We start from the raw sequence: 24,469 nt of genomic DNA, 5'->3' as shown, positions 1-24,469 counted from the left end.
TTTCCGTTGCTGATCTGAATGGAAAGGACATAGACTCAGCCCAAGCGAGCTGGATGAATTGTGGAATGGGGAAGCGATGCCGGCACCAAGGGATCCACGAGCCGAACCCTGCTGGGTCGATCTGCTCACCAGCGACATGGAAGGCTCCGCACAGTTCTATGCGCAGCTATTCGGATGGGAAATGCGCCGGAACGCGCCAGGCACGGACGAAGGATATGCCGAGGTCTATCTCAACGGGTCGATGGTCACCGACTTCATTGCCAATGACCCGGACTCCGAGGTTCCGGACTGCTGGACCACCTACCTGAATGTCACCGATGTGCACGCTGCCGCCTACGCCACCAAGCTGCACGGCGGCAAGGTCTATCTCAAGCCCATCGAGGTTCCCGGACAGGGAACCATGGCCATCATCGGGGATCCAGCCGGCACCGGCGTGGGACTCTTCCAAGCCTTCGCGCCAGCGGACGCTGTCCCCAGCCGAGTACCCGGTACGCGCGTCTGGAATGAGCTGCACACCAAGCACTTCGAGCCGGTGGCCCGCTTCTACCGTGAAGCCCTGAGCTGGAACTTGTCCCAGGTCTCGGACACGGACGAGTTCCGCTACCACACCTATGGCCAAGGGCCAGAAGCGGTGGCGGGCATCTTCGACATCTCCAGCTACCCGGACTCGAAGTCCGGCTGGCGCGCCTACTTCGCGGTGGCGGACACCGATGAAACCGTGGCGCTCGCCGAGCGGCTCGGCGGCACGGTTATCCATGAACCGCATGACTCCTACTTCGGCCGCATGGCAGTGCTCGGCGATGTCACCGGAGCCGAATTCGCGGTCATCTGCCCGCCGAAAGGCTAGCTGGAAGCGGCTAGCTTCCGGTTGCCGCGCGCTTCCAAAAGTAAGGGGTCGTGGTGGAAACCTTCACCAGGCCCTGGCGCTCGAGAATCGGACGGGAATACTCTGTGCTGTCGCTGTGCACGTACTTGCAGCCCATGGCGATCGCGCTGCGTGACCGGGCATCAACCAGGGCCCGGTAGACACCTCGTCCGCGGTATTCAGGCAGCACGCCGCCTCCCCAGAGGCCTGCGAATTCGGTGCCGGCCACCGGCTCCAGACGGCCCGCACCCGCCATTCGCCCCTCGAGCCAGGCGACCCACAGCTCCATGCCGTCCTTGCGTCCCATGCGTGAAATCAGGGCTTGGGCGGTGGCTGGGTCCTAGGGTTCGCCGAAGGCCTGGTCGACCATGCGGCACATTTCCTCAATTTCTTCTGCAGCGCTCACACGCCGCAGTTCCAGCCCAGCCGGACCGGGGTCGATACTGAGCAATGCCTGCAGCGGTCCGATCATGATTGATTCGCCCTCCTCGGCATTGAATCCCAATGCTTGCAAGCGCTCGGGCAAGCCGGGTGCATGGTCGTGTCGGCGGGGCTTGAATTCCACCTCGGTGATCCGCGGCTGCGCCGCGAAATGCTCCAGTGCTGCTCCAGTCAGCTGGGCCAAGGTTTGCGGTTCTTTTCCGTTGAAATGCGGATAGGTGATGAAACCGCGCCCATTGGCGTAGGTGGCCAGGCGCAGCGGGCCGAACCAGGTAATGGACTGCGCACCTAGCGTTTCGGGATCGGTGCGCAGCTGCTGATCGTAGAGCCTGAGGAAGCGGTCGCGGTCGGTATCCCTCTGCATAGTTTACGGCCGCTGCTCCTCCGCTTTGCCTCCTCCGGCCAACGATGCCACACTCAGGGGAAAGGACAGCAGGCAGGAGAAGCACATGGGCCGCAAGATCGCGCGCCGCCGCATCGTCAGGGCAACGCTGGAGGGCTCGCGCGTGCGCGAGGAGAAGCTGGCCGGCGAGGAGCCGCTGGAGATTCGCTTCGGCCACACCTCCTACACCACCTCCATGCGCACGCCGGGCGACGACTTCGACATGGTCACCGGCTTCCTGGTGGGCGAGGGCATCATTTCCGCCCCCGAGCACTTGGCCTCCCTGCGCTATTGCGCCGGCACCGACGAAGCGGGCAACCAGACCTACAACGTCATCGAGGTGCAGCTGGGTCCGGGAGCAAAGCATCCCGATCTGCTGGCCGCCCGCAATGTGGTCACCAGTTCCGCCTGCGGGATCTGCGGGACCAATTCCATCGACGAGGTGCGCAAGAAAGCCGCCTTCGCGCCGGCTCCGGACGCCGGGCAGGTGGAGCTGGAAACCCTGCTAGGCCTGCCCGACACCCTGCGCGAATCGCAGCAGCTGTTCTCCGCCACCGGGGGAGTACACGCGGCCGGGTTGTTCTCCGCTTCCGGGGAGCTGTTGATCCTGCGCGAAGACGTAGGGCGTCATAATGCGGTGGACAAGGTCATCGGGGCTGCCCTGCGCGAGGGGTTGCTGCCGTTGGGTGACGCCGTACTGCAGGTTTCCGGACGCGCCTCCTTCGAGCTGGTGCAGAAGGCCGCGATGGCCGGAATTCCGGTGCTCGCGGCGGTCAGCGCGCCCTCGTCGCTAGCCGCGGATCTGGCCGAGGAATCAGGCCTTACGCTCGCTGCGTTCTCCCGCGGATGCAGCGTGAACATTTATACACATGCGCACCGGGTGATCACAGCGTAGCCTTGTAATATGTGAGCTGGATATCAGTTCCGCGCGCACCACCAACCAGGAGGGTCTCATGCATCGCTCGGCACCCAAGAAAGACATCAATGAAGATGAGCTGAAGGTCAGCGAACCAAAGCACGCCGCCGCCGGCCTCAAAGCCGTGATGGTGTCCATGGAGCGCGGTTTCGCCGAAGCCGGCCCGTCGCGTACCCTTCGCTCGATGCTGCGCGTCAACCAGCACGACGGTTTCGACTGCCCGGGCTGCGCCTGGCCCGAATCCATCACCGGCAAGCGCAAGCCCGCCGAATTCTGCGAGAACGGCGCCAAGGCCATCGCCGAGGAAGCCAGCGCCCGCACCGTCACCCCGGAATGGTTCGCGCAGCACTCCATCGAGGACTTGCGCGATAAGACCGAATACTGGCTGGGCTCGCAGGGACGGATCACCACCCCGATGATCATCCGCGAAGGGGACACCCACTACTCGCCGATCAGCTGGACCGAGGCCTTCTCGACCATTGGCGCGCACGTCAATGCGACCACCCCGGACAAGTGCGTGTTCTACACTTCTGGGCGCACCGCGAACGAGACCGCGTTCATGTACCAGCTGCTGGCCCGCAGCCTGGGCACCAACAACCTGCCCGACTGCTCGAACATGTGCCACGAGTCCTCCGGAACGGCGCTGAACCCGACCATCGGCATCGGCAAGGGCACCGTGTCGCTGGAAGACTTCGAGCATACGGATCTGATCTTCGTGGTGGGGCAGAACCCCGGCACCAACCACCCGCGCATGCTCTCCGCGCTGGCCGACGCGCGCAAGCGCGGCGCCCGCGTGGTCGCAGTGAACCCGCTGCCGGAAGCCGGCTTCTTCGGCTTCAAGGACCCGCAGACCGTGGGCGGCATGCTGGGCAAGGCGGACCCGATTTCCAGCGACTTCCTGCAGATCAAGGTCGGCGGCGACCTGGCCCTGTTCCAGGCCTTCGGCCACCTGCTGCTGGAAGAAGAGAAGAAGCACCCGGGCACCGTAGTGGACCACGCGTTCATCGCCGCGGCCACCGACGGCTTCGAAGCCTACAAGGACGCGCGCGCCACGCTGGACTGGGATGCCACGGAAACGGCCACCGGCCTGACGCGCACCCAGATCACCGAGATCGCAATGCTGCTGGCCAAGTCCAAGGCCACCATCATCTGCTGGGCGCTGGGGTTGACCCAGCAGCCGCACTCGGTGCCGACGCTGAAGGAAATTATCAACCTGCTGCTGCTCCAGGGCAACTTCGGCAAGCCCGGCGCCGGCGCCTGCCCGGTGCGCGGCCACTCGAATGTGCAGGGCGACCGCACCATGGGCATCTGGGAAAAACCCACCGAGCAGCTGCTCGCCGCCTTGGACGCCGAATTCGGCATCGAATCCCCGCGCGCCCACGGCTACGATTCCACCGAAGCGCTGCACGCCTTCGAAAAGGACGAGGTGGATGTGTTCGTGTCCATGGGCGGCAACTTCGCCCTGGCCAACTCGGATACCGAAGCCCTGGAAGCCGGAATGCAGCGCGCCAAGCTGACCGTGCACATTTCCACCAAGCCCAACCGCTCGCATGTGGTGCACGGCAAGACCTCGCTGATCCTGCCGACCCTGGGACGCACCGACAAGGACGACAAGCACCCTTCAGGCGCGCAGTTCCTTTCCGTGGAGGACTCCATGTCGGTGATCAAGTCCACCCGGGGCCGGCTCACCCCGGTCTCCGACCACCTGCTGGCCGAACCGGTGATCGTCGCGCGCATGGCCCAGGCCATCCTGGGGGATAACCACCCGGTGAACTGGCGGGCCATGGCCGAGGATTACGACGTGATCCGCGACCACATCGAACGGGTGCTGCCCGGCTTCGAGGACTTCAACCGCCGGGTGCGCGACAAGAACGGCTTCGTGCTGCCCAACCCGCCGCGCGACACCCGCTCCTTCGCCACCGACATTGGCAAGGGCCGCTTCACTGTTTCGGAATTCGAAGCCCTGGAAGCGCCCGAGGGCCACCTGATCCTGCAGACCATGCGCAGCCACGACCAGTACAACACCACGTTCTACGGGCTGGACGACCGCTACCGCGGCATCAAGGACGGGCGCCGGGTCATCCTGATCAACCCGGAGGATCTGGCGGTGACCGGCTTCCAGGACCGCGACCTGGTCGATGTCATCTCGGTCTTCCGCGGGACCGAGCGCCGCGCCAACCGCTTCCGCTTGGTGTCCTACCCGACGGCCAAGGGATGCGTGGCCGCCTACTACCCGGAAGCCAACGCGCTGGTGCACCGAGATTTGGTGGCCCGCGAGTCCAATACGCCGGGCTTCAAGGCGATGATGGTGCGCTTCGTCGAGCACACCCAGCAGCCAGGACGCACGCTGGACAGCTAGTTTCAAAGTGGCGAAGCCACGGTCGGGGAATCCATCCCGGCCGTGGCTTCATTCAATTCAGGCGCTGCCGCCAATTCTTCGTGCGGCTCAGAGCAGTGCCGAGTCATGGACGGGCATTTGGATGTCCGGCTGGAAATCCTGCGTCCAGCCACGCTCGTAATTGATGGTCGTTTCGGATCCATCTGGTGATCCTGCGACGGGATGTTCCGAAGGAATAAGCGGGACAGTGAGTTCAAGATGGACTGCCAGCATCAGCAGCAGCGGCAACGCCGCGCGGCCCACTAGCAATGCAAGCTGCATCACATCAAGCGCTTGCCATAAGCGCTTGGATTTCTTATTGCGACACAATATAAAGTGTTCGGCGCCCTGTCCAAGGTGCGCCAATCCGCAGTCCACCGAAGAGGAAATCCCCCATGAGTGCTGCCCGCAGCAATGCCGCTGAGAGCATCAGACCCGAAGACGAACGCCTGCCCGCTGCGAAAACCGTGGCCTACGGTTTCCAGCATGTACTGACCATGTACGGCGGCATCATCGCCCCGCCACTGGTGATGGGCGGAGCCGCGGGCATGGACACGGCCGAAATGGGCGTGCTCGTTGCCAGCTGCCTGTTCATCGGCGGCTTGGCCACCATCCTGCAAACCCTCGGCGTCCCGTTCTTCGGCGCCCAGCTGCCCCTGGTCCAGGGCACGTCCTTCTCCGGCGTGGCTACCATGATCGCCATCCTCAACGGCGGGGGAGGCATGCCGGCAGTATTCGGCGCGGTGCTTGCCTCGGGCGCCATCGGCATCATCATCGCCCCGTTCTTCGCCAAGCTGCTGCGCTTCTTCCCGCCGGTGGTCACCGGCGTGGTGATCACGATTATCGGCGTCTCGCTCTTCCCGGTCACCGCCGACTGGGCCATGGGCGGTGCGAGTGCCGGGGACTCCTACGGCTCGCTGAAGAATATCGCCCTGGCCGCTATCACCCTGCTGATCCTGCTGGCCTTGTCCAAGTCCGGCGTCCCGGCGCTTTCGCGCCTGTCGATCCTGCTGTCCATCGCGCTGGGCACACTGGTGGCAGTGTTCCTGGGCATGGCTGATTTCTCCCAGGTGCTCACCGGCGACATCTTCGCGGTTCCCACGCCCTTCGCCTTCGGCGCACCGGTCTTCGAAATCGGTGCCATCATCTCGATGATGATCGTCATCCTGGTGACCTACACCGAAACCACCGCGGACATGCTGGCGGTGGCCGAGGTGACCGGTTCCAAGGTGGATTCGCGGCGTATCGCCAACGGCCTGCGTGCCGACATGCTCTCCTCCACCGTCGCCCCGATGTTCAACACCTTCACCCAGTCGGCCTTCGCGCAGAATGTGGGCCTGGTGGCGATTACCGGTGTGAAGAGCCGCTTCGTGGTGGCCGCCGGCGGCGGCATCCTGGTGGTCCTCGGCCTGCTGCCGGTGCTTGGCCGCGTGGTGGCCTCGATCCCTTCCCCGGTGCTGGGCGGTGCCGGTGTGGTGCTGTTCGGCTCGGTGGCAGCGGCAGGCATCCGCACCCTGGCCAAGGCCAAAGACGACAACATGAACATGCTGATCATCGCGACCTCGCTGGCCTTCGGCTGCATCCCGATGGTCAAGCCTGATTTCTACGCCGAATTCCCTGCCTGGGTCGGCACCATCTTCCAGTCCAGCATCTCCTCGGCCACCATCATGGCCGTGCTGCTGAACATCATCTTCAATGAGCTGAACGGGGGAAAGCAGGAAACCTCGCTGCGCACCGTCTACAAGTACCAGCTGGCCGGCCTCGAAGACGGCGACCGCCTGATCGACGGTAAGCTGTACGACTCGAAAGGCCTGGAAATCCAGGTCATCTCGGAGCAGCCGGGCCACGCCGGCGACCGGCCGATGCCGCAAGGCTAGCGGCAGCGCCCATCACCAAAAGCCAAACGCCCCAGTTCAATGAACTGAGGCGTTTTGGACGTGAGTGGCTTTACTGGCTGGAGTCCTTCTGCTTGTCACCGGTCATGGTGATCGGCTGGACGCCGGAATTGGGGAAGCAGCCGATGGGGCTTTGGCCGGACTCGGCCACGATATCCAGGCATTTGGATGTCAAGGTCTCCGGGGTCAGCGAGCGTTCCAGGATCTTGTTGGCTTCGGCTTCGGCCTCGCTGGTCTGCTTGCGTTGCTGGGCCACGCGGGTCTTGGCGGTTTCCGCCTGCAGCTCGTTGATGCGGTTCTGCGTCGGCTCATCGAAATTGATGATCGGCAAGGTGACCGAGCGGATCTCGATCTGGGTCTTGACCTTGGCCTGCATCTTTTCCTGCACCGACTTCGCCAGTCCTTCCAGGTCCTGGCCGCCGCTGGCGGGTTCGCCGTATTCCAGTGGATCATAGGTGGCCATGACCTCGTTCAGCGCGGCACGGAAGTTGCGGTCGACCAGATTGGACTGGATGCCCTCGAAGGTGCGGTAATCCAGGAAAACATCCATGGCATCATCGGTCTTCAGCTGCCACTGGATGGACGCATCCACATCGGCGCGGCCGTTGTTGCCCAGCCGGACCGGGATGGCACTGTCGGCTGAGTAGACATCGTTCTGCACCGACCCATCCAGCTTCTCCACCTTTTCCCATGGCCACTTCAGATGGAAGCCGTTGCTGACCACGGAGGTCGGCTTGCCCAGTGCGACCTTCACGCCGACGGTGCGTGGCTGCACGATGGTGGTGGACATGATGGCCAGCACGATCAGTGACACGATGAAAACGGTGATTCCGGTGAGGCGGGTGGCGGCACGGTTCTTGTTTTCCGGTTTCATGGCCTTTCCGGCAAGCAAGACAAGCAATCCTGCGATGGCGCAAAGGACGGTAATGATGGTGGGGAACATGATCTCCTCGATGACGTGATGGTACTCAATATTCTATCGTTTAGATAATTGAGAACCGTTTTGGACACGGCAACGCGGCGAAGGAGATTTTGCCATCCCCAGGAAAACAGGTTGCGGGAACTAGAATCGTAGACATGCAACAACGAGAACTTGGACGTACCCACCGCAACGTATCGGCCATTGGCCTGGGCACTTGGCAGCTTGGTGCCGACTGGGGCTCGGTGGATGAAGCCGACGCGCTGGCCGTGCTCGATGCCGCCTACGAAGCCGGGGTGGACTTCTTCGACACCGCCGATGTCTACGGTGATGGCCGCAGCGAGCAGCTGATCGGCACCTGGCTGAAGGCCAATCCGGATGCGGGCGTCACCGTAGCCACCAAGATGGGCCGCCGTGTGGAGCAGCTGCCTGAGAACTACAACCTGGACGCCTTCCGCGCATGGAACGACCGTTCCCGCAAGAACTTGGGCGTGGACACCCTGGATCTGGTCCAGCTGCACTGCCCGCCGACCCCGGTGTACTCAACCGATGCGATCTATGATGCTCTGGACACCATGGTGGACGAGGGGCGCATGGCCAACTACGGCGTTTCGGTGGAAACCGTGGACGAGGCGCTGACGGCGATTGCCCGTCCGAACGTCGCTACCGTGCAGATCATCATCAACGCTTTCCGGCACAAGCCGCTGGACACCGTGCTGCCGGCAGCGCGCGAGGCAGGGGTGGGCATCATCGCCCGCGTGCCGCTGGCCAGCGGACTGCTGACCAACCGCTACACGCTGCAGACCGAGTTCGCCAAGGATGACCACCGCAACTTCAACCGCGACGGCTCCTCCTTCGACGTCGGCGAGACCTTCTCCGGCGTGGACTACGCCACCGGGCTCGAAGCCGCTAGCGAGTTCGCGAAGTTGGCGGCCGCCGAGGCGCCCGAGGCAAGCAGCGCGCAGGTGGCTTTGGCCTGGCTGGCAGCCCAGGACGGGGTGAGCACCATCATCCCCGGCGCCCGCAACGCGCAGCAGGCCCGCGCCAACGCGGCGGCCGGTTCGCTGCAGATCTCCGAGGGTTTCAACGCCTCGGTCCGCGCTCTCTACGACGCCAAGCTGCGCGAGCAGATCCACCCGCGCTGGTAGCAGCGCGGGTGGGAGACAGCTCCCAGTTTCGCGGCGCCCCGACCGGGATGCTGGTGCCTAGTGCCACCGGCTCGGCGGGGCGCTGCTGCCCCCGCTCGGAAACGTATTCCAGCTCGGTATCCGGTGCGGCGGTGTTCACGAAGGAACGGAAGCGCTTGAGCTTGACCGGGTCGGCCAAGGTGGCAGCCCACTCATCCTCGTAATTGGCCACGTGGGTTTCCATGGCCGCTTCCAGCTCTTCGGCCAGGCCCAGCGAATCCTCGATCACCACCTGCTTGGCGCGCTCCAGCCCGCCGTCCAGGTCCTGGAGCCAATGCGCGGTGCGCTGCAGCTTGTCCGCGGTGCGGATGTAGTACATCAGGTAGCGGTCGATGTACTTGAACAGCGTTTGCTCATCCAGGCCTCCGGCGAGCAGCTGGGCGTGCGCCGGGTTGGCGCCGCCATTGCCGCCCACATACAGGTTCCAGCCATCGGTGGTGGCAATCACGCCGATATCCTTGGCGCGGGCCTCGGCGCACTCGCGGGCGCAACCGGATACGCCCATCTTCAGCTTGTGCGGTGCGCGCAGGCCGCGGTAGCGCAGCTCCATCTCGATGCCCAGCGCGGTGGAGTCGAGCATGCCGTAACGGCACCAGGATGAACCGACGCAGGTCTTCACATTGCGCAGCGACTTGCCGTAAGCCTGACCCGATTCGAAGCCGGCGTCCACCAGCTCACGCCAGATCTCGGGCAGCTGCTCCAGCCGGGCACCGAACATGTCGATGCGCAGGCCGCCGGTGAGCTTCGTGTACAAACCGTATTTCTGCGCCACCGCGGCAATCACGCCCAGCTTTTCCGGGGTGATCTCCCCGCCCGGGATGCGCGGAACCACCGAGTAGGTGCCGTCCTTCTGCATATTGGCCAGCACGCGGTCGTTGGTGTCCTGGGCCCCGGCTAGTCCTGCATCCATCGGGTGCACGCTGGTCTGCGAGGAGAGGATGTTGGCGATGACCGGCTTGCAGATATCGCAACCCTTGCCGGTGCCGAAACGCTCCATCACCTCGCCGAAGGTCCACAGCCCGGCCACACGGATGGCTTCGTAGAGTTCCGGGCGGGAGAAGGAAATATGCTCGCACAGGGCGGTGGATACTTCAGCGCCGTCCTTGAGCATCTGCGCTTCCATGAGCTTCTTGAGCATGGGAACGCAGGACCCGCACTGGGTGCCGGCACGGGTGCACCCCTTCAACCCGGAAACAGTGGTCACCGGAGCCTCGCCCTCGAAGCAGCCGCAACCGGAAACTGCATCGCGGATGGTTCCAGCAGTGACCGAATTGCAGGAGCACAGCACCGCATCATCGGGCAGTTCGCCCTCCGGCGCCTCGCCGCCCAGTGCGCTGAGGTAAGCGCCTGGCTCGCCGGGCAACTCCCGGCCGAGCAGCGGACGCAAGGACTGGTACGGGGTGGCATCTCCCACGAAGATGCCACCGAGCAGGGTCTTGGCGTCGGAGGACACCACGAGCTTCTGGTACAGGCCGCGCGGGGCATCCGCGTAGACCACTTCCAGCGCCCCCTCGGTACGGGCGAAGCCGTCGCCGAAGCTGGCAACGTCCACCCCGGAGAGCTTGAGCTTGGTGGCCGTATCGAAGCCCGCGAATTCGGCCTCGCCGCCGGCCAACTGCTCTGCCACGATTTCCGCCATGGCGTTGGCCGGCGCGACCAGGCCTATGCAGAACCCGTCATAGTTCGCGACCTCGCCGATGGCCCAGATGTGCTCGATATCCGTGGCGCAATGCGAATTGATGACCACGCCGCCGCGCGGACCCATGCCGAAACGGGGTGCCTGGCTGCTGGACTCGTCCAGGGCCGCGTTGTGGTTGCGGATCAGCTCGTCGCGGGGACGCACGCCGATCGACACGATGACCATGTCGGCCTCGATCACGCGTTCATCTGCCATCAGCACCCCGGTAACTACTCGGCTGCCGGAGTCCTGGCTGGTCAGGATCTCCTGCGGGAAGACCCCGTTGTGGACGGTGAAACCGGTCTGCTCAATGAGCCGGCCCATGGCTTGGCCAGCACCTTCATCCAGCTGGGTGCCCATCAGCCACTTGCCGCCGTCAATGACGACAGCTTCGGCGCCCAGCGCCTGGGCACCTGCGGCGGCTTCCAATCCAAGCAGCCCGCCGCCGATGGTGGCCACCACCGGGGCGCGGCCGAGCGTGGTTGAAAGCTCTTTGACCTTCTCGGCGATGGACCAGACATCTTCCAGCGTGCGATAGACGAACGTGTGCTCGTTGCCGGCGATGGGCAAGGTGGCAGCGTTGGATCCGGTGGCGAGCACCAACTCGTCATATGCGAAGCTGCGTCCATCGGCGGTGGCGACCGTGCGCTGTGTGCTGTCGATAGCCACGGCCTTGGCCTTGGTTTCCAAGGTGACATGCTCAGCTTCCCAGAGCTTCGGATCGCCGAGGGTGAGATCCACCCCGGGGTTGGTCAACGCTTGGGAGAGGGCCACACGGTCATAGGGTAGGTGGGTTTCCTCGGTCAGTACCGTGATGTGCAGATCTTGCGGTGCGCGGCTGGCCAAGGCTTCGGTGAAGCGGTGGGCCGCGGGGCCGCCGCCGATGACCAGGATGTTGCGTGCAGTGTGTGTTGTACCCATGATCTATTTCGACTTTCGCTGGGAAACGGTGAGTTTCAGGCTGATGAGACCACTGTAGAAAGCGCGTTTTGCGCGGCAATTACCCTTGTGTTTCGGCCGGCGCAATTCTCTCCACCACGAGTCAGTTCCCTAGTGAAGGCGCTGAAACATGAACGAATCATTCGGCAAGGAATTCGTTTTCTCCAAGGGAAGGCAACATCAAAATCCGGCGGAATTCCGGCAGGATTTTCGATTCACGTCGATCGAAATTGCTGTTAGCGATGCTTTACCGACCAGCAATCGCGTTGGGCATCGGGCGAAACATGCGGCTTCTAAGCTCGATTTGTCAGCGAAAACCAACCACGAAGGACTGGGAATCATGAGCACGCAAATCGAAGAAGGCACAAGTGAAGCTACGTTGAGCTTGGAGCTGCTGTGCCGCAGCGCAGAGCTGGAGCGCGGGTGGGGAGAAGCGCTCTGGCACGAGACCACGCAGCTGGCCCTGTTCCGCACCGAAGAAGACGCCTTCTACGCCACCTCGCATCATTGCCCGACCAGCGGCGCGAAGGTCATGGCCCGTGGAATTCTGGGTGACACAGTCGTCGATGGTGCTTCAGTGGCCACGGTAGCCTGCCCGCTGCACAAGGAAGTGTACCGACTGGATACCGGGGAATGCCTGAACGCCGATTCGCTGCCGCTGCCGGTGCAGCGGCTCATGGAAATCGAAGGACAGCTATGGATGGAGCAGATCAAATGAGCATCAAATCTGAGTGCAGCCTGAACGTGGAACATTCGGCCTGGCAAGGCTGGTTCGAAATCCTCGACGAGACGGAATCGCTTGCAACCAATTAGCTCCAGCCAGCGTACTGTCCAGCAACGGGGCGGAAGACCAAGACAACCCGCATCATCAACTAATCGCAGGGACGAAAGCCAGAGGCTTTCGTCCCTGCGTCATTTGGCAGCGTGCAGCATCCGGTTAGGAGCAAAGATGCCAGCAGGGTGGGGCCACGGACGTAGGCAGCCACAGCTGAGCGATGCTCCGCAACGGGGGTCTAGCCAGCGCACCAGCGGCTGCCCTAGGTGGCACGTAGCAACGCGGTCGGCTCGCTGGATTCCCGGCCGTTTATCGATGACAGCCTTTCCCTGGTGAAAAGGATCGAAGCAATAGCAACTGTGATTATCCACGCGACCATCACCTTCGATGGGTATCTCGCTGATGCTGATGGCGGGGTGGACCGGATGTTTGGCCGTCCCTCCGCCCCCGAAGATGATGGGGTCGTTGCCTTGGTCATGGAGACGATCGGAGCCATTGTCGACGGTGTGAATCGGAGGCCAACGATCGAGGAGGGCGAAATCCCTTATGGAGGGATACTTCAGGTCCCGGTATACCTGATGACTCATACAGCCACTGAGCCGGTGGTACGTGACGGCATCACCTACACCTTCGTTGTTGATGACATTGCAGGCGCAGTGGAACCAGCCAAGCAGGATGCCAAAGACGGTTTTTTCAGCTTATTGGACGGGAAAATATCGCGGCAGTGCCTTGCCCTGGGATTGGTCGACGAGCTGCACCTGGATATCGCCCCGGTATTGCTTGGCGGTGGCATATCCCTGTTCGAAGGTTTGGGGCAGCATATCGAGCTGGAACGCATTCAGACTTCGGCTTTCGCTAGCGAAGTGCATCTGGCGTACCGGGCGCTTCGCTGATCAGCTCTGCAACGTACCAGGAGCCGACAGCCCTCAGGGTCGTTATGCCACGGCGGGAGCGTTGGCCAGCAGTTCCTCGATTTTCGCTTTGCACCCTCCGCATCCGGTACCCGCGCGGCAGCTTTCACCCACCTGCGCGACGGTGGTGCATCCGGCGTCCACCGCATGGGACACCTGGCCGTAGGTGGCACCCGAGCAACGGCAGAGCTGGTCTTCATCGCTGGGGATCGCAGAGATTTGTTCAGTTGCCGGATCATCCAGCCGCAGTAGGGTCGAACGATCTTCAGGAAGCGCGGTACCGCGCTCATAAGCCAGCGCAAGTTCGGCGCTGGCTTGTGGCAAGCCCATGGCCAGGAACCCGGTGACGGCATCCTTGCGGGTGACGATTTTGAGATAGCGTCCGCGCGCAGGATCCGCGTAAACGGTTGCCTGCAGGTCTGAGTCGTCCCAATACCCGGCGCTGATATCGCCGGCCGCGGTTACCTCGATGCCTTGGCCCTTGAGCATCAGCACATCGGACGCGGAGAAGTCCGGGGCAGGAAGCGGTTCGGCAGGTCCCGAACCAAACAGCTGCGAAAAGTACTGGGACAGCCATGCGGCCTGGGCCCATCCCGGGGCCAGCAAGCCAACCGGCGGCTGCCCGGCTACTTCGGCGCAGTCACCCAAGGCAAAAATTCGTTGCTCGGTGTCGGCGCAGAGGAATTCGTCGGTCTTGATGCCACGGCCTACGGTCAAACCGCAGCCGGTGGCCAGCTCGGTTCTCGCCCGAACACCGGTGGAAATGAGCAGGGCGTCAGCTTGGACCAGTCCGTGGGTGGAGGTCATCAGCCCGGCGAATTCTTGCTCATCCTTTTGAATGCCAGTGGCCTTCACTCCGGAGATCACCTCGACACCGGCGGCGCGCAGATTCTTAGTCAGCAGCGCTCCGCCGTCGGCATCCACAACCCGTCCCAAAGGTGCAGGACCATGGTGCACCAGCACCGGTTGCGCCCCCGTAGTGGCAATGGCCAAGGCGGCTTCGATGCCCAACACGCCGCCGCCCAGAACTGCAATGCGCCGGCCGGCACCGAGCGATTCCCGCAGCTGATGAGCATCATCCACGGTGCGGAGGGCAAAGACCCCGGCAGGCAGGGAAGTTTCCGCATGCGGATCGAAGTTCAGGCCGTTGAGCGTCGGGACTACAGCCCGGGCACCGGTTGCGAAGACCAGACGGTCATAGGAAATATGGCCAGCGTCCTGCAGGTGGACCCGGCGCCGCGAACGGTCGATGCCGGTAGCCCGCACACCCAAGCGCACCTCGACTCCGGCATCTGCCACCCGTTGCGGATCCACCATGCCCAGATGCTCGAGCTCGGCGGCTCCCACGGCTAGCTCAGCGAGCAGCACGCGGTTGTAGGCCAGATGATCTTCGGCGCTGATGACGGTGATGGCGCACTGGCCGGAAGCCGCCGCGGGTAGCAGCCCCTCGACGAGGGATGCGGCGACGGGGCCGAAGCCGATGATGACGATGCGTTGCGGGCGATGCTCGGTCATTGTTCCTCTTCCACAGTGTTCAGCGAAACATGGGCGTGCTTGAATTCAGGCATCCTGCTGTGCGGGTCGAGTTTCGCCTCGGTCAGCAGGTTCGCGGTCCCCGCCCCCGGGTAGTGGAAGGGCAGGAAGACCGTGTCCAGCCGGGCATCAGCGGTCAGCAGCGCTCGGGCGGTCACCTCACCGCGTTCATTGCTGATCACGACCTTCTGTCCCTGGACAATCCGGTGCGCCAAGGCGGTTGCCGGATGGATTTCAAGCATTGGTTCTGGTGCGGCGTTGGCCAGCTCGGGAACACGGCGGGTCTGCGCTCCGGACTGGTAGTGCTCCAGCAGCCGGCCGGTCACCAAGGAGACGGCAGAGCTGTTCTTCTTCGGTGCCGGCTGGAACGCCACCGGAACCAGCACCGCACGCCGATCTGCGTGGGCAAAGCCGTCAAGGAACAAGCGCGGGGTGCCGTTGCGGATGCCGGGTTCGGCCGTCACCTCGGTACCTGCAGGACAGGGCCAATAGACGGCGGCACCGGCATCGAGATCATCCCAATGCACCCCCGAGTAGTCAGCCAAGCCGCCGGCCGAAGCCCGTTTGAGCTCTTCGAAGACTTCCCGCGGATCGGGGGAGAAGCGGCCGGGAGCGTCCAGCCGCTGGGCAAGCTGGGAGAGGATCCACAGTTCGCTGCGCGCATTTCTCGGTGCCTCCAAGGCGGCGCGGCGGCGCAGGATCCGGCCCTCCAAGTTGGTCATGCTGCCTTCCTCTTCGGCCCATTGCAGCACCGGCAGCACCAGGTCCGCCTGCGCCGCGGTTTCCGATAGGAAGAAGTCGCAGACCACCAGGAAATCCAGGCTGGCCAGTGACCTGCTCACGTTCGAGGCATCGGGTGCGGAGATCACCGGGTTGGCCCCGTGGATCATCATCATGCGCGGACCGGTTGGGGTGCCCAGCGCTTCGAGCAGCTCGACGGCGGGAAGCCCGAGACCCGGGATGATTTCCGGGTCAACGCCCCAGACGCGGGCCACCTGCGCGCGATGTTCCAGGTCGGTGATCTTGCGGTAGCCGGGAAGCTGGTCGCACTTCTGCCCGTGCTCGCGGCCGCCCTGCCCATTGCCCTGTCCGGTGATGGTGCCGTAGCCGCCGGCCATAGTTCCGGGCAGGCCGAGCAGCAGTGCGAGGTTGATTGCGGCGGTGACCGTGTCGGTGCCGTTGGCATGCTGTTCAATGCCCCGGCCGGTGAGGATGTAGACCGGCTTGCCGCCGGTCTTCGCTTCGCTGGACGCCTGCGCCAGGGCCCGGGCGGTGCGCCGGATCTGCTCGGCCGGAACACCAGTGACCCGGGCGGTGCGTTCCGGCCACCAGCCGGCCAACGAGGCTTTCACCGCGTCGAAACCATTGGTGCGGGCGGCCAGATAACCGGTGTCGACCAGGGACTCCGCCACCAGCACGTGGGCTAAGCCCAGCAACAGCGGCAGGTCGGTGGCCGGGGTGGGCTGCAGGTGCCAGCCGGCGTTATCTGCGCAGAGCTTGGCCGTTGCCGAACGACGCGGATCAACCACCACAAGCCCGCCATTCTCGCGCGCCCCGGCCAGATGCCGGACAAAAGGCGGCATAGTGTCGGCCACGTTGGAACCGAGCATCAGGATCATCCCGGCTTCATCCAGATCCGCCAGCGGGAACGGCAAACCGCGGTCCAAGCCGAAGGCGCGGTTGGTGCCCGCGGCAGCCGAGGACATGCAGAACCGGCCGTTATAGTCGATGCGCGAGGTGCCCAGGGCCAGCCGCGCGAACTTGCCCAGCTGGTAGGCCTTCTCGTTGGTCAGCGACCCGGAACCGAAAACCGCCAGAGCATCGGCTCCGGATTCTTCCCGGATGGCCCGGACCTTGTCTGCCACCAGATCTAATGCCTGCTCCCAGCCGATCGGTGCAAGGCTGCCATCGGCTTGGCGGAGCATAGGTGCTTGCAGGCGTTCGGGATGATCCAGCAGCGTCGCGGCGCTGTACCCTTTCCGGCACAGCGCCCCGCCGTTGGTTTCGAAGTCGCGGCCCTTCAAGCTCACCGGCTCAGGGGCTTCGGCCTGCGTGCTGCGTTCGAGGGTGATGCCGCACTGCAGTGCGCAGTAGGGGCAATGGGTGGCGGTCATCCTAGACTCCGTGCTTCGCGAAGCGGGTGCCGGGCCGCGCATAGGTGAACCATGCGGTGGCCATGAGCAGCAGGTAGGCGGCGATGAAGATGATGAATGCCGTGGTGTAGGCTCCCGTCGTGGAAACGGACAGGCCCAAGGCTTGCGGAATCAGGAAGCCGCCGTAGGCGCCGATGGCCGAGATCAATCCGAGTGCGGCAGCAGCCTTGCGGGAAGAATCCACTTGTCCGGCCTGCTGTCCCTGGCCGCTCAGGGCAAAGACTGCCGGGATCATGCGATAGGTCGAGCCATTGCCGATGCCGCTTGCGGTGAAGAGCAGCAAGAACAAGGCGAGGAAGACCCAGAAGTTCGCCCGGGGCAGGCTGATCACCAGAGCGGCGGTAATCAAGGCCATGGCCGCAAAGGTGGCCACGGTGATGCGTGCGCCGCCGAGCTTGTCGGCGATCTTTCCGCCATATGGGCGAGCCAGCGAGGCGACCAGCGGGCCGAGGAAGGCCAAGGTGATGGTGGCTGTTCCCAGCGGTAAGGCAGCGTATTCGGGGAAGGTGTCAACGATCAGCTTGGGGAAGACTGCCGAGAATCCAATGAAGGAGCCGAAGGTCCCCACATACAGTGCCGAGATGACCCACAGGTGCTTTTCCTTCAGGCAGGCCACCGCGCCGCGGATATCCGAGCGTGCCGATGACAGATTGTGCATGTACTTCCAGGCGCCCCACGCGGAGAGCAGAATCAGCGGGATCCAGAGCAACCCCGCCAGCGGGAGCTGCAGCGCTCCGGCGGCGAACACCGTGACAATGACCGGCACGAGCAGCTGGGCGACGGCCGCGCCGAGGTTGCCGCCGGCAGCGTTCAGCCCCAGCGCCCAGCCCTTGCGGGCGGCCGGGTAGAAGTAGGTGATATTTGCCATCGAGGAGGCAAAGTTGCCGCCGCCGAAGCCCGTCAGCGCTGCGAGGCTGAGCATGACCCAGAACGGCGTGGACGCATCGGTCAGCGCGAGCGTGATGCCGCCGGCAGGAATCAGCAGGAGCAATGCGGAAATCACTGTCCAATTGCGTCCGCCGAACCGGGCGACCATGAACGTGTAGGGGATGCGCAGGGTCGCTCCTACGAGGCTTGGGATGGAGATCAGCCAGAACAGTTCGGTGGTGCTGTAGCTGAATCCGGCGGCCGGGAGATAGACCACGATGATGGCGAAAAGCTGCCATACGCTGAAACCGAGGAACTCGGCGAAGATGGACCACTTGAGGTTTTGGCTGGCTACCGCTGATCCTGTGTGCTTCCAGAAGGCAGGATCCTCCGGGGTCCAATTGCTGACCCAGCGTCCCGGCTGGATGTCCAGTGCCTGCGATGTGCCAGATGCTTCTAGCTGTGCGCTCACGCTACCCGATCCCTTCTCTAGCGTTTGATGCTTCTGAGCTTTTCAAATCGGTATTTCACCGAGGTGCTCATGTTGTTGCGCCGAGGGGAACTTAATTTCACCTGAGGGATCAGGGAGTCGATAGGCGGCTGTAACGTGTTGGAAACCCGGCTGTGGCCCGAGCAGATCCGCGAGATCAACTCCAAGCGGTTCTCCAGCGCCATGCCGGCGTTACTCACATCGAATACGAAGCCGATGGCCAGTTCAGTTGCCACCGGCATCGGCGCTGGGCTACCTGGAATACCTCGCCCGAGGGCCCATCACAGCCCTACTGGCCTGAGCCGATACGGGCTATAGTAAGGATCCATCGAGGTGGGCTGGCTCACTTCGACGGGTTGGATGCATGTAGAAAATCCGAATTCTGGAGGGCAATCATGGGCGGATGCCTCGCCTGGTCCGAGGGCCAGATCGCGCACGGAGACTGATCGCGCCGCAGCATGCGGCGGCACCTTGCCGAGCCTTGAATCCCCGGCAGGGAGCCAGATCCCGACCATCATCCAATTCATACATGGTGCGTCCGGCGATACCCGGGCGCAGGAGGTGTCAGCGGCATGAGCGCCGAGGCAACGCAAGAGACAAAGTGCCTGGTTACCGTCAACGGGACGGTCCGGGAATTCGACGGACCGCCCCATGCCAACGCGCTGGATTTCCTGCGCGGACAGCAGCTGATCGGATGCAAGGAAGGCTGCGCCGAAGGCGAATGCGGCGCGTGCTCCATCCTGGTGGCCCGCAGCGACGGGGAGGGCAGCAGGTGGACCGCGGTCAACGCCTGCCTGCTGCCGGCCGCGTCCCTTGACGGCCAGGAAGTGATCACCGCCGAGGGGCTGGGCAGCGTCGCGGACCTGCATCCGGTGCAGGCAGAGATGGCCAATCGCGGAGGATCCCAGTGCGGATATTGCACCCCCGGATTCATCTGCTCCATGGCCGCCGAATACTACCGCCCCGAGCGCACCGCCAGCCCCGCAGTCAGCGCGGAGGACGGCGGCGAGCACGAGTGCGGACCCAATGGATTCGATCTGCACGCACTGTCGGGCAATCTCTGCCGCTGCACCGGATACCGCCCGATCCGCGACGCCGCTTATGCGCTGGGCGCGCCCGAGGAAGATGACCCGCTGGCCGCCCGGACACAGCGCAGCGCCCCGCACCCGGTAGCCACCGACATCCTGCGCGCCGACACCCCTACCGGGGAACTCGGCCGCTTCCGCCGGGCCACCGACCTGGACCAGGCACTGCAGATCCTGGCCGCCGAACCGCAGACCGTGCTGGTGGCCGGGGCCACCGACTGGGGCGTGGAAGTCAACATCAAGGGCGCCCGCGCCCGGTCGGTGCTGGCCATCGACCGGCTGCCCGAGCTGCGCCAGATCCAGTTCAATGAGCAGTACCTGGAACTCGGTGCAGGCTGCACGCTCAGCGAGCTGGAACGGAACCTCGCCGGACGGGTCCCGCTGCTGGGAAAGCTCTTCGGGCAGTTCGCCTCCCGGTTGATCCGCAATAGCGCCACCCTGGGCGGAAACCTGGGCACCGGCTCGCCCATTGGCGACACCCCGCCGGCGCTGCTGGCCCTGGAAGCGCAACTGGTGCTCTCCAGCATCAGGGGCAACCGGGTAGTGGCGCTCGCCGAGTACTTCACCGGCTATCGGCAGACCGTGCGGGAGCCGGGGGAGATGATCACCGCGATCCGCATACCGCTGCCGCTGGCCGAACTGACCAGTTTCCAGAAGATCTCCAAGCGTCGCTTCGACGACATCTCATCGGTGGCCGTCGGCCACGCGGTCACGGTGGAAGACGGCGTGATCTCCAAGGCGCGGATCGGGTTGGGCGGCGTGGCAGCAACCCCGCTGCGTGCCAAGGCTACCGAAGAGATGCTGGAAGGAAAGGAATGGAACCTGGACACCATCCGGGCCGCCGCAAGCATCATGGGCCAAGAAGGAACCCCGATGGATGACCACCGGGCCAGCGCCAGCTACCGCAAGGCGATGCTGGCCTCCTCGCTGGAACGGTTCTACGCCGAGCAGCTGACGCGCTCGGGTGCAGGGCAGGAGCAGAACTCATGAGCCAACTATCCCAACGCCCCGATAACGCAGTGGTCGGCCAGCGCCACCGCCACGAATCCGCCGCCGCGCACGTCACCGGTACCGCACTGTATACCGATGACCTAGCGCAGCGCCTGGCCGGGGTGCTGCATGCCTACCCGGTGCAGTCCACCTCCGCCCACGCGAAAATCCTGGGCCTGGATGCCAGTGCGGCGCTTCAAATGCCCGGAGTCGTCCGGGTGATTACCGCGGCAGATATTCCCGGAGTCAATGACCAGGGCGCCAAGCATGACGAGCCGCTGCTGCCGGTGGACGAGGTGATGTTCTTCGGACAACCCGTAGCATGGGTCTTGGGCGAAGACCTGGAAGCGGCGAAGGCCGGAGCCAAGGCGGTGAACGTCGACTATGAGCAGCTGGATTCTCTGATCACCATCAAGGAGGCCATCGCGGCCGGCAGCTTCCACGGCATCCAGCCCGAGATCGCCAAGGGGGACCCGGAGGCAGGCTTCGCGCAGTCGGCCCATGTCTTCGACGGAGAATTCGAATTCTCCGGACAGGAGCACTTCTACCTGGAAACGCAGAACTCGCTGGCCATGGTGGATGAGAGCGGACAGATCATGATCCATTGCTCCACCCAGCATCCCACCGAAACCCAGGACATTGTCTCGCATGTGCTGGGCATCAGCGCCCATGAGGTGACTGTGCAGGTGCTGCGCATGGGTGGCGGATTCGGCGGCAAGGAAATGCAGCCCCACGGCTATGCAGCGCTGGCGGCCCTGGGTGCGGTGCTCACCGGACGTCCGGTGCGGGTGCGGCTGGACCGCACCCTGGACATGACCATGACCGGCAAGCGCCACGGTTTCCATGCCACCTGGAAAATAGGCTTCGACGAGCAGGGCAGGATCCTCGCCCTGCAGGCCCAACTGACAGCTGACGGCGGGTGGAGCCTGGATCTGTCCGAACCGGTGCTGACCCGCGCCATGTGCCATATCGACAATTCCTATTGGATCCCGAACATCAAGGTTTCCGGACGCATCGCCAAATGCCATAAGACCTCGCAAACAGCGTTCCGCGGCTTCGGCGGTCCGCAGGGAATGCTGGTCATGGAAGACATCCTCGGCCGGGTGGCCCCGCAGCTGGGATTGGATGCCAGGGAACTGCGCCGGCGCAACTTCTACACAGAAGGGCAGGACACCCCGTATTACCAGCCGGTGAGGCATCCCGAGCGGCTGGAAGCCGCCTGGAACCAAGTGCTCGACTCGGCAGGCATCGCCGCACGCGAACAACAAATTGCGCAGTTCAACGCCACCCATGAGCACGCCAAAAGGGGATTGGCCTTGACCCCGGTGAAATTCGGAATCTCCTTCAACCTCACCGCCTTCAACCAGGGCGGGGCCCTCGTTCTGGTGTACAAGGACGGTTCGGTACTGGTCAACCACGGCGGTACCGAGATGGGCCAGGGCCTGCACACCAAGATGCTGCAGGTGGCCGCCACCGCGCTGGGCGTGCCGCTGTCCATGGTGCGCAACGCGCCAACGCGCACCGACAAGGTGCCCAACACCTCGGCCACCGCGGCCAGCTCGGGCAGCGACCTGAACGGCGGGGCGGTCAAGGATGCCTGCGAGCAGATCCGGGACCGGCTGGCGCAGGTGGCCGCCGGCATGCTCGGGGTTCCAGCCCAGGACGTCCGCTTCGGCGGCGGCCGGGTCACCGCGCTGGGCAAGGGCGAAACCCTGGAATGGACGGACGTGGTCAAGACCGCGTACTTCCAACGGATCCAGCTCTCAGCTTCCGGTTTCTACCGCACCGAGGGGCTGCATTGGGACCTGTCGCGGATGACCGGCAGCCCGTTCACGTACTTCGCCTACGGGGTGGCGGCCAGCGAGGTGGAAGTCAGCCGCTTTGACGGCTCCTACGTGCTGCGCCGCGTGGATATCGTCCATGACGTCGGGGACTCCCTGTCGCCGCTGGTGGATCTGGGGCAGATCGAAGGCGGATTCGTGCAGGGCACCGGCTGGCTGACCTTGGAGGACCTGCGCTGGGACACCTCCGATGGGCCGGGCCGGGGACGGGTCGCCACCCAGGCCGCGAGCACGTACAAGATCCCGAGCTTCTCCGAGATGCCCGAGATCTTCAACGTCAGCCTGCTACAGAAAGCGCATGAGGAAGGCGCGGTCTACGGTTCCAAGGCTGTGGGGGAGCCTCCGCTGATGCTCGCCTTCTCGGTGCGCGAGGCGATCCGGCAGGCAGTGGCCGCATTTGGGCCCGCCGGCCGCTCCGTGCAGCTGGCGTCCCCGGCAACACCGGAAGCGGTGTTCTGGGCGATCGAATCGGTGTGGGAGGGGCAGTAGCCATGCTCTCGTGGATTGAAGCGGTCACCGCGTTGCGCAATGAGCGGCGGCCGGGCGTGCTGGCAACCGTCACCGCGGTGCGCGGGCATGCCCCGCGCGAGCCGGGCGCAAAGATGGTGATCTCCAGCCAGGAAATCTTCGGGACCATTGGCGGGGGCAACCTGGAGATGGCGGTGATGGAACGGGCCCGCCAGATGATCGCCGTGGGCGCGGGCCAGCCGCAGAGCATCAGCATGAAGCTCAGCGACAAGGCTCCAGCCAAGTTCGGCCGCCAATGCTGCGGCGGCGAAGTCACGGTGCTGCTGGAGCCGCTGCCGGTTGTTGCCACGGTGGCGATCTTCGGGGTGGGCAATGTGGGCATGGAATTGGCCCGCATCCTCTCCCGCCATGACCTGGAATTGCATCTGGTGGATTCGCGCCCGGAATTCCTGGAGGAACTTCCCGTGCTTGAACCCAGCGTGGCGCAGATCCAACCGGCGGTAGCGGTGCTCGGGGAGCAGGTGCTCAGCGCCCTGCCCGGCGGTGCCCACGTGCTGATCATGACCCATGATCACGCCGAGGATTTCCACCTGTGCGATGCCGCCCTGCGCCACCCGGGCTTGGGGTCGATCGGGCTGATCGGGTCCAGCGCCAAGTGGGCGCGTTTCCAGAAGAATCTGGGCGCCAGCGGCTTCAGCGATCGGCAGATCGCCGCGATCCAGTGCCCCATCGGGATCGAGCAGGTGCGCGGCAAGCAGCCGGCGGTGATTGCCGTGTCCGTGGCTGCCGAGCTGCTGGCGCGCATCACGGATGCCGCGAAGCAGCCGGTGCCCGACGCAGAACCCGCGCAGAACCCAGAGCCTGCGCGGAGCGAAGCGAAGATGAGAATAGTCTAATGCGGGGAACAAGGAGCACTGCTGGGGAGTTTAATGATGTGAGAGCGGTGCCCCAGTGCACCGCGCCCGCAATGCCGAGGAGCCCGATTTCATGTCCATGTTCGACAAGCTGCTGCGCAAGGGCAAGCAAATGGCTGGCCAGTATGTCCGGGAACAGCTCAGCCAGCGCAGCTCCAGCAGCGACCAGCGCGGTTACCAGCAGAACACTTCCGGCTACCATCAGCCTTACCAGCAGCAGCGCCAGGACTACGGCAACCGCGGCTACAGCAATCCGCAGGCTTCAGGCCCTTCGCGCGAAGACCAGGCGGCGATCGAGAAGTACCGCTACATGCTGCGCACCGCCCCGCCGCAGGATATGGAACGCGCTCATGCCGAAGCCTTCGCCCGGCTGACCCCGCAGCAGCGAGAACTGCTGCACCACGAGCTGAACGAGCAGCTGCCGCCGGCAGAACGCCCGAGGACCCAGGATCCGCGGGACCTGGCCCGCTCGGCAACCCGAGCGGAAATCTCGCGTCCCGGATTCATGGACAAGCTCCTGGGCTCCGGCGGCAAGGGCCGCGGTCTGGGCATGGCTGCCGGGGCGGCCGGCGGCCTGGGCGTTGGCCTGCTCGGCGGCGTGGCAGGCGCGTTCATCGGCACCGCCATTGCCGGGCCGCTGCTTGACGGCTTTGCCGGCATTGGCGAAGAATTCGGTTCCATGGCCGATGGCCTGGGCGAAACCGTGGCCGGTGCCGGGGAACAGCTCGGCGGCCAGGCCGAGGGCATGTTCGGCGACTTCCTCGGCGGCGCTGGCGGAGACTTCGGCGACTTCGAGTTCTAGCCCCAGCACAGCGAAGCCGGCAGCAACTGCACGTTGCTGCC

General features: G+C 64.3%; 20 protein-coding genes. 11 read left to right on the top strand and 9 right to left on the bottom strand.

From position 1 onward, the window contains the following. The first annotated feature begins 76 nt into the window (after window positions 1–76). Window positions 77–847 carry a VOC family protein gene (locus ATK23_RS11245; protein ID WP_066141937.1) on the top strand — a complete coding sequence of 257 codons (771 nt, stop codon included), beginning with the start codon at window positions 77–79 and terminating at the stop codon, window positions 845–847. 10 nt (window positions 848–857) lie between these two features. Here the strand turns inward: ATK23_RS11245 and ATK23_RS16730 are convergent, their stop codons facing one another. Together ATK23_RS16730 and ATK23_RS16725 are read right to left on the bottom strand one after the other, a co-directional pair. After that, window positions 858–1,172 (bottom strand): GNAT family N-acetyltransferase, encoded by a 315-nt coding sequence (locus ATK23_RS16730; RefSeq protein ID WP_407645305.1) that lies wholly within the window; start codon window positions 1,170–1,172, stop codon window positions 858–860. A gap of 33 nt (window positions 1,173–1,205) precedes the next feature. Next, window positions 1,206–1,670, bottom strand: coding sequence for a hypothetical protein (locus tag ATK23_RS16725; protein WP_322787535.1), 465 nt, complete (start codon window positions 1,668–1,670; stop codon window positions 1,206–1,208). Window positions 1,671–1,755: 85 nt separating this feature from the next. Here ATK23_RS16725 and fdhD point away from each other — a divergent pair, with 85 nt between their 5' ends. Beyond that, a complete protein-coding gene (gene fdhD / locus ATK23_RS11235; protein WP_066141934.1) occupies window positions 1,756–2,583 on the top strand; it encodes a formate dehydrogenase accessory sulfurtransferase FdhD in 828 nt (275 codons plus the stop codon). A 58-nt stretch (window positions 2,584–2,641) separates the two neighbouring features. Continuing rightward, window positions 2,642–4,963, top strand: a complete 2,322-nt coding sequence (locus ATK23_RS11230) for an FdhF/YdeP family oxidoreductase (protein WP_066141930.1) — start codon at window positions 2,642–2,644, stop codon at window positions 4,961–4,963. A gap of 87 nt (window positions 4,964–5,050) precedes the next feature. Here the strand turns inward: ATK23_RS11230 and ATK23_RS11225 are convergent, their stop codons facing one another. After that, window positions 5,051–5,347: a hypothetical protein gene (locus ATK23_RS11225; protein WP_157066397.1), complete on the bottom strand. Its 297-nt coding sequence runs from the start codon at window positions 5,345–5,347 to the stop codon at window positions 5,051–5,053. A gap of 29 nt (window positions 5,348–5,376) precedes the next feature. On the opposite strand from ATK23_RS11225, the gene ATK23_RS11220 reads away from it, so the two are divergent. Further along, complete coding sequence (locus ATK23_RS11220; protein WP_066141924.1) at window positions 5,377–6,858, top strand: nucleobase:cation symporter-2 family protein; 1,482 nt, start codon at window positions 5,377–5,379, stop codon at window positions 6,856–6,858. Between the two features lie 70 nt (window positions 6,859–6,928). On the opposite strand, the gene ATK23_RS11215 is transcribed toward ATK23_RS11220, so the two are convergent. Then, window positions 6,929–7,819 carry an SPFH domain-containing protein gene (locus tag ATK23_RS11215; RefSeq protein ID WP_066141921.1) on the bottom strand — a complete coding sequence of 297 codons (891 nt, stop codon included), beginning with the start codon at window positions 7,817–7,819 and terminating at the stop codon, window positions 6,929–6,931. A 134-nt stretch (window positions 7,820–7,953) separates the two neighbouring features. Between ATK23_RS11215 and ATK23_RS11210 the strand changes: the two genes are divergently transcribed. Then, window positions 7,954–8,943, top strand: coding sequence for an aldo/keto reductase (locus tag ATK23_RS11210; RefSeq protein WP_066141918.1), 990 nt, complete (start codon window positions 7,954–7,956; stop codon window positions 8,941–8,943). Here ATK23_RS11210 and nirB read toward each other — a convergent pair. Beyond that, on the bottom strand, window positions 8,879–11,581 hold the full coding sequence (nirB, locus tag ATK23_RS11205; protein WP_167550506.1) for a nitrite reductase large subunit NirB: 2,703 nt from the start codon (window positions 11,579–11,581) through the stop codon (window positions 8,879–8,881). The genes ATK23_RS11210 and nirB overlap by 65 nt on opposite strands. 148 nt (window positions 11,582–11,729) lie before the next feature. Here nirB and ATK23_RS16585 point away from each other — a divergent pair, with 148 nt between their 5' ends. Both ATK23_RS16585 and ATK23_RS11195 read left to right on the top strand, forming a co-directional pair. Then, window positions 11,730–12,317, top strand: coding sequence for a nitrite reductase (NAD(P)H) small subunit (locus tag ATK23_RS16585; RefSeq protein ID WP_245858378.1), 588 nt, complete (start codon window positions 11,730–11,732; stop codon window positions 12,315–12,317). 323 nt (window positions 12,318–12,640) lie between these two features. Further along, the gene (locus tag ATK23_RS11195; protein ID WP_245858376.1) at window positions 12,641–13,267 is read left to right on the top strand and encodes a dihydrofolate reductase family protein; all 627 of its coding nucleotides are present in this window, start codon (window positions 12,641–12,643) and stop codon (window positions 13,265–13,267) included. Window positions 13,268–13,309: 42 nt separating this feature from the next. On the opposite strand, the gene ATK23_RS11190 is transcribed toward ATK23_RS11195, so the two are convergent. Genes ATK23_RS11190 through ATK23_RS11175 form a run of 4 tightly spaced genes read right to left on the bottom strand, consistent with a single transcriptional unit; the run spans window position 13,310 to window position 18,570 of the window. Then, window positions 13,310–14,800 (bottom strand): FAD-dependent oxidoreductase, encoded by a 1,491-nt coding sequence (locus ATK23_RS11190; protein ID WP_066141915.1) that lies wholly within the window; start codon window positions 14,798–14,800, stop codon window positions 13,310–13,312. After that, the gene (locus tag ATK23_RS11185) at window positions 14,797–16,932 is read right to left on the bottom strand and encodes a molybdopterin oxidoreductase family protein (RefSeq protein ID WP_066141912.1); all 2,136 of its coding nucleotides are present in this window, start codon (window positions 16,930–16,932) and stop codon (window positions 14,797–14,799) included. The genes ATK23_RS11190 and ATK23_RS11185 overlap by 4 nt, the downstream gene beginning before the upstream one ends. A gap of 1 nt (window position 16,933) precedes the next feature. Beyond that, entirely contained in the window at window positions 16,934–18,310 is a 1,377-nt protein-coding gene (locus ATK23_RS11180; RefSeq protein ID WP_066141909.1) for an MFS transporter, read from the bottom strand. Between the two features lie 17 nt (window positions 18,311–18,327). Beyond that, on the bottom strand, window positions 18,328–18,570 hold the full coding sequence (locus ATK23_RS11175) for a hypothetical protein (protein WP_066141906.1): 243 nt from the start codon (window positions 18,568–18,570) through the stop codon (window positions 18,328–18,330). 330 nt (window positions 18,571–18,900) lie between these two features. On the opposite strand from ATK23_RS11175, the gene ATK23_RS11170 reads away from it, so the two are divergent. The 4 genes from ATK23_RS11170 (at window position 18,901) to ATK23_RS11155 (ending at window position 24,428) form a co-directional block, all read left to right on the top strand. Further along, window positions 18,901–20,403 carry a xanthine dehydrogenase small subunit gene (locus ATK23_RS11170; RefSeq protein WP_066141903.1) on the top strand — a complete coding sequence of 501 codons (1,503 nt, stop codon included), beginning with the start codon at window positions 18,901–18,903 and terminating at the stop codon, window positions 20,401–20,403. After that, window positions 20,400–22,733 (top strand): xanthine dehydrogenase molybdopterin binding subunit, encoded by a 2,334-nt coding sequence (gene xdhB, locus ATK23_RS11165; RefSeq protein ID WP_066141900.1) that lies wholly within the window; start codon window positions 20,400–20,402, stop codon window positions 22,731–22,733. Before ATK23_RS11170 ends, xdhB begins: the two co-directional genes overlap by 4 nt. 2 nt (window positions 22,734–22,735) lie before the next feature. After that, window positions 22,736–23,608, top strand: a complete 873-nt coding sequence (gene xdhC / locus ATK23_RS11160; protein ID WP_083515595.1) for a xanthine dehydrogenase accessory protein XdhC — start codon at window positions 22,736–22,738, stop codon at window positions 23,606–23,608. A gap of 91 nt (window positions 23,609–23,699) precedes the next feature. Next, entirely contained in the window at window positions 23,700–24,428 is a 729-nt protein-coding gene (locus tag ATK23_RS11155; RefSeq protein WP_066142538.1) for a hypothetical protein, read from the top strand. Window positions 24,429–24,469: the final 41 nt, after the last annotated feature.

The sequence above is a fragment of the Glutamicibacter nicotianae genome (assembly GCF_002797775.1).
GTDB classification, from domain to species: domain Bacteria; phylum Actinomycetota; class Actinomycetes; order Actinomycetales; family Micrococcaceae; genus Glutamicibacter; species Glutamicibacter nicotianae.
Note: the sequence above shows the minus strand (reverse complement) of the source record. Positions and strands in the feature narration are given on the sequence as shown.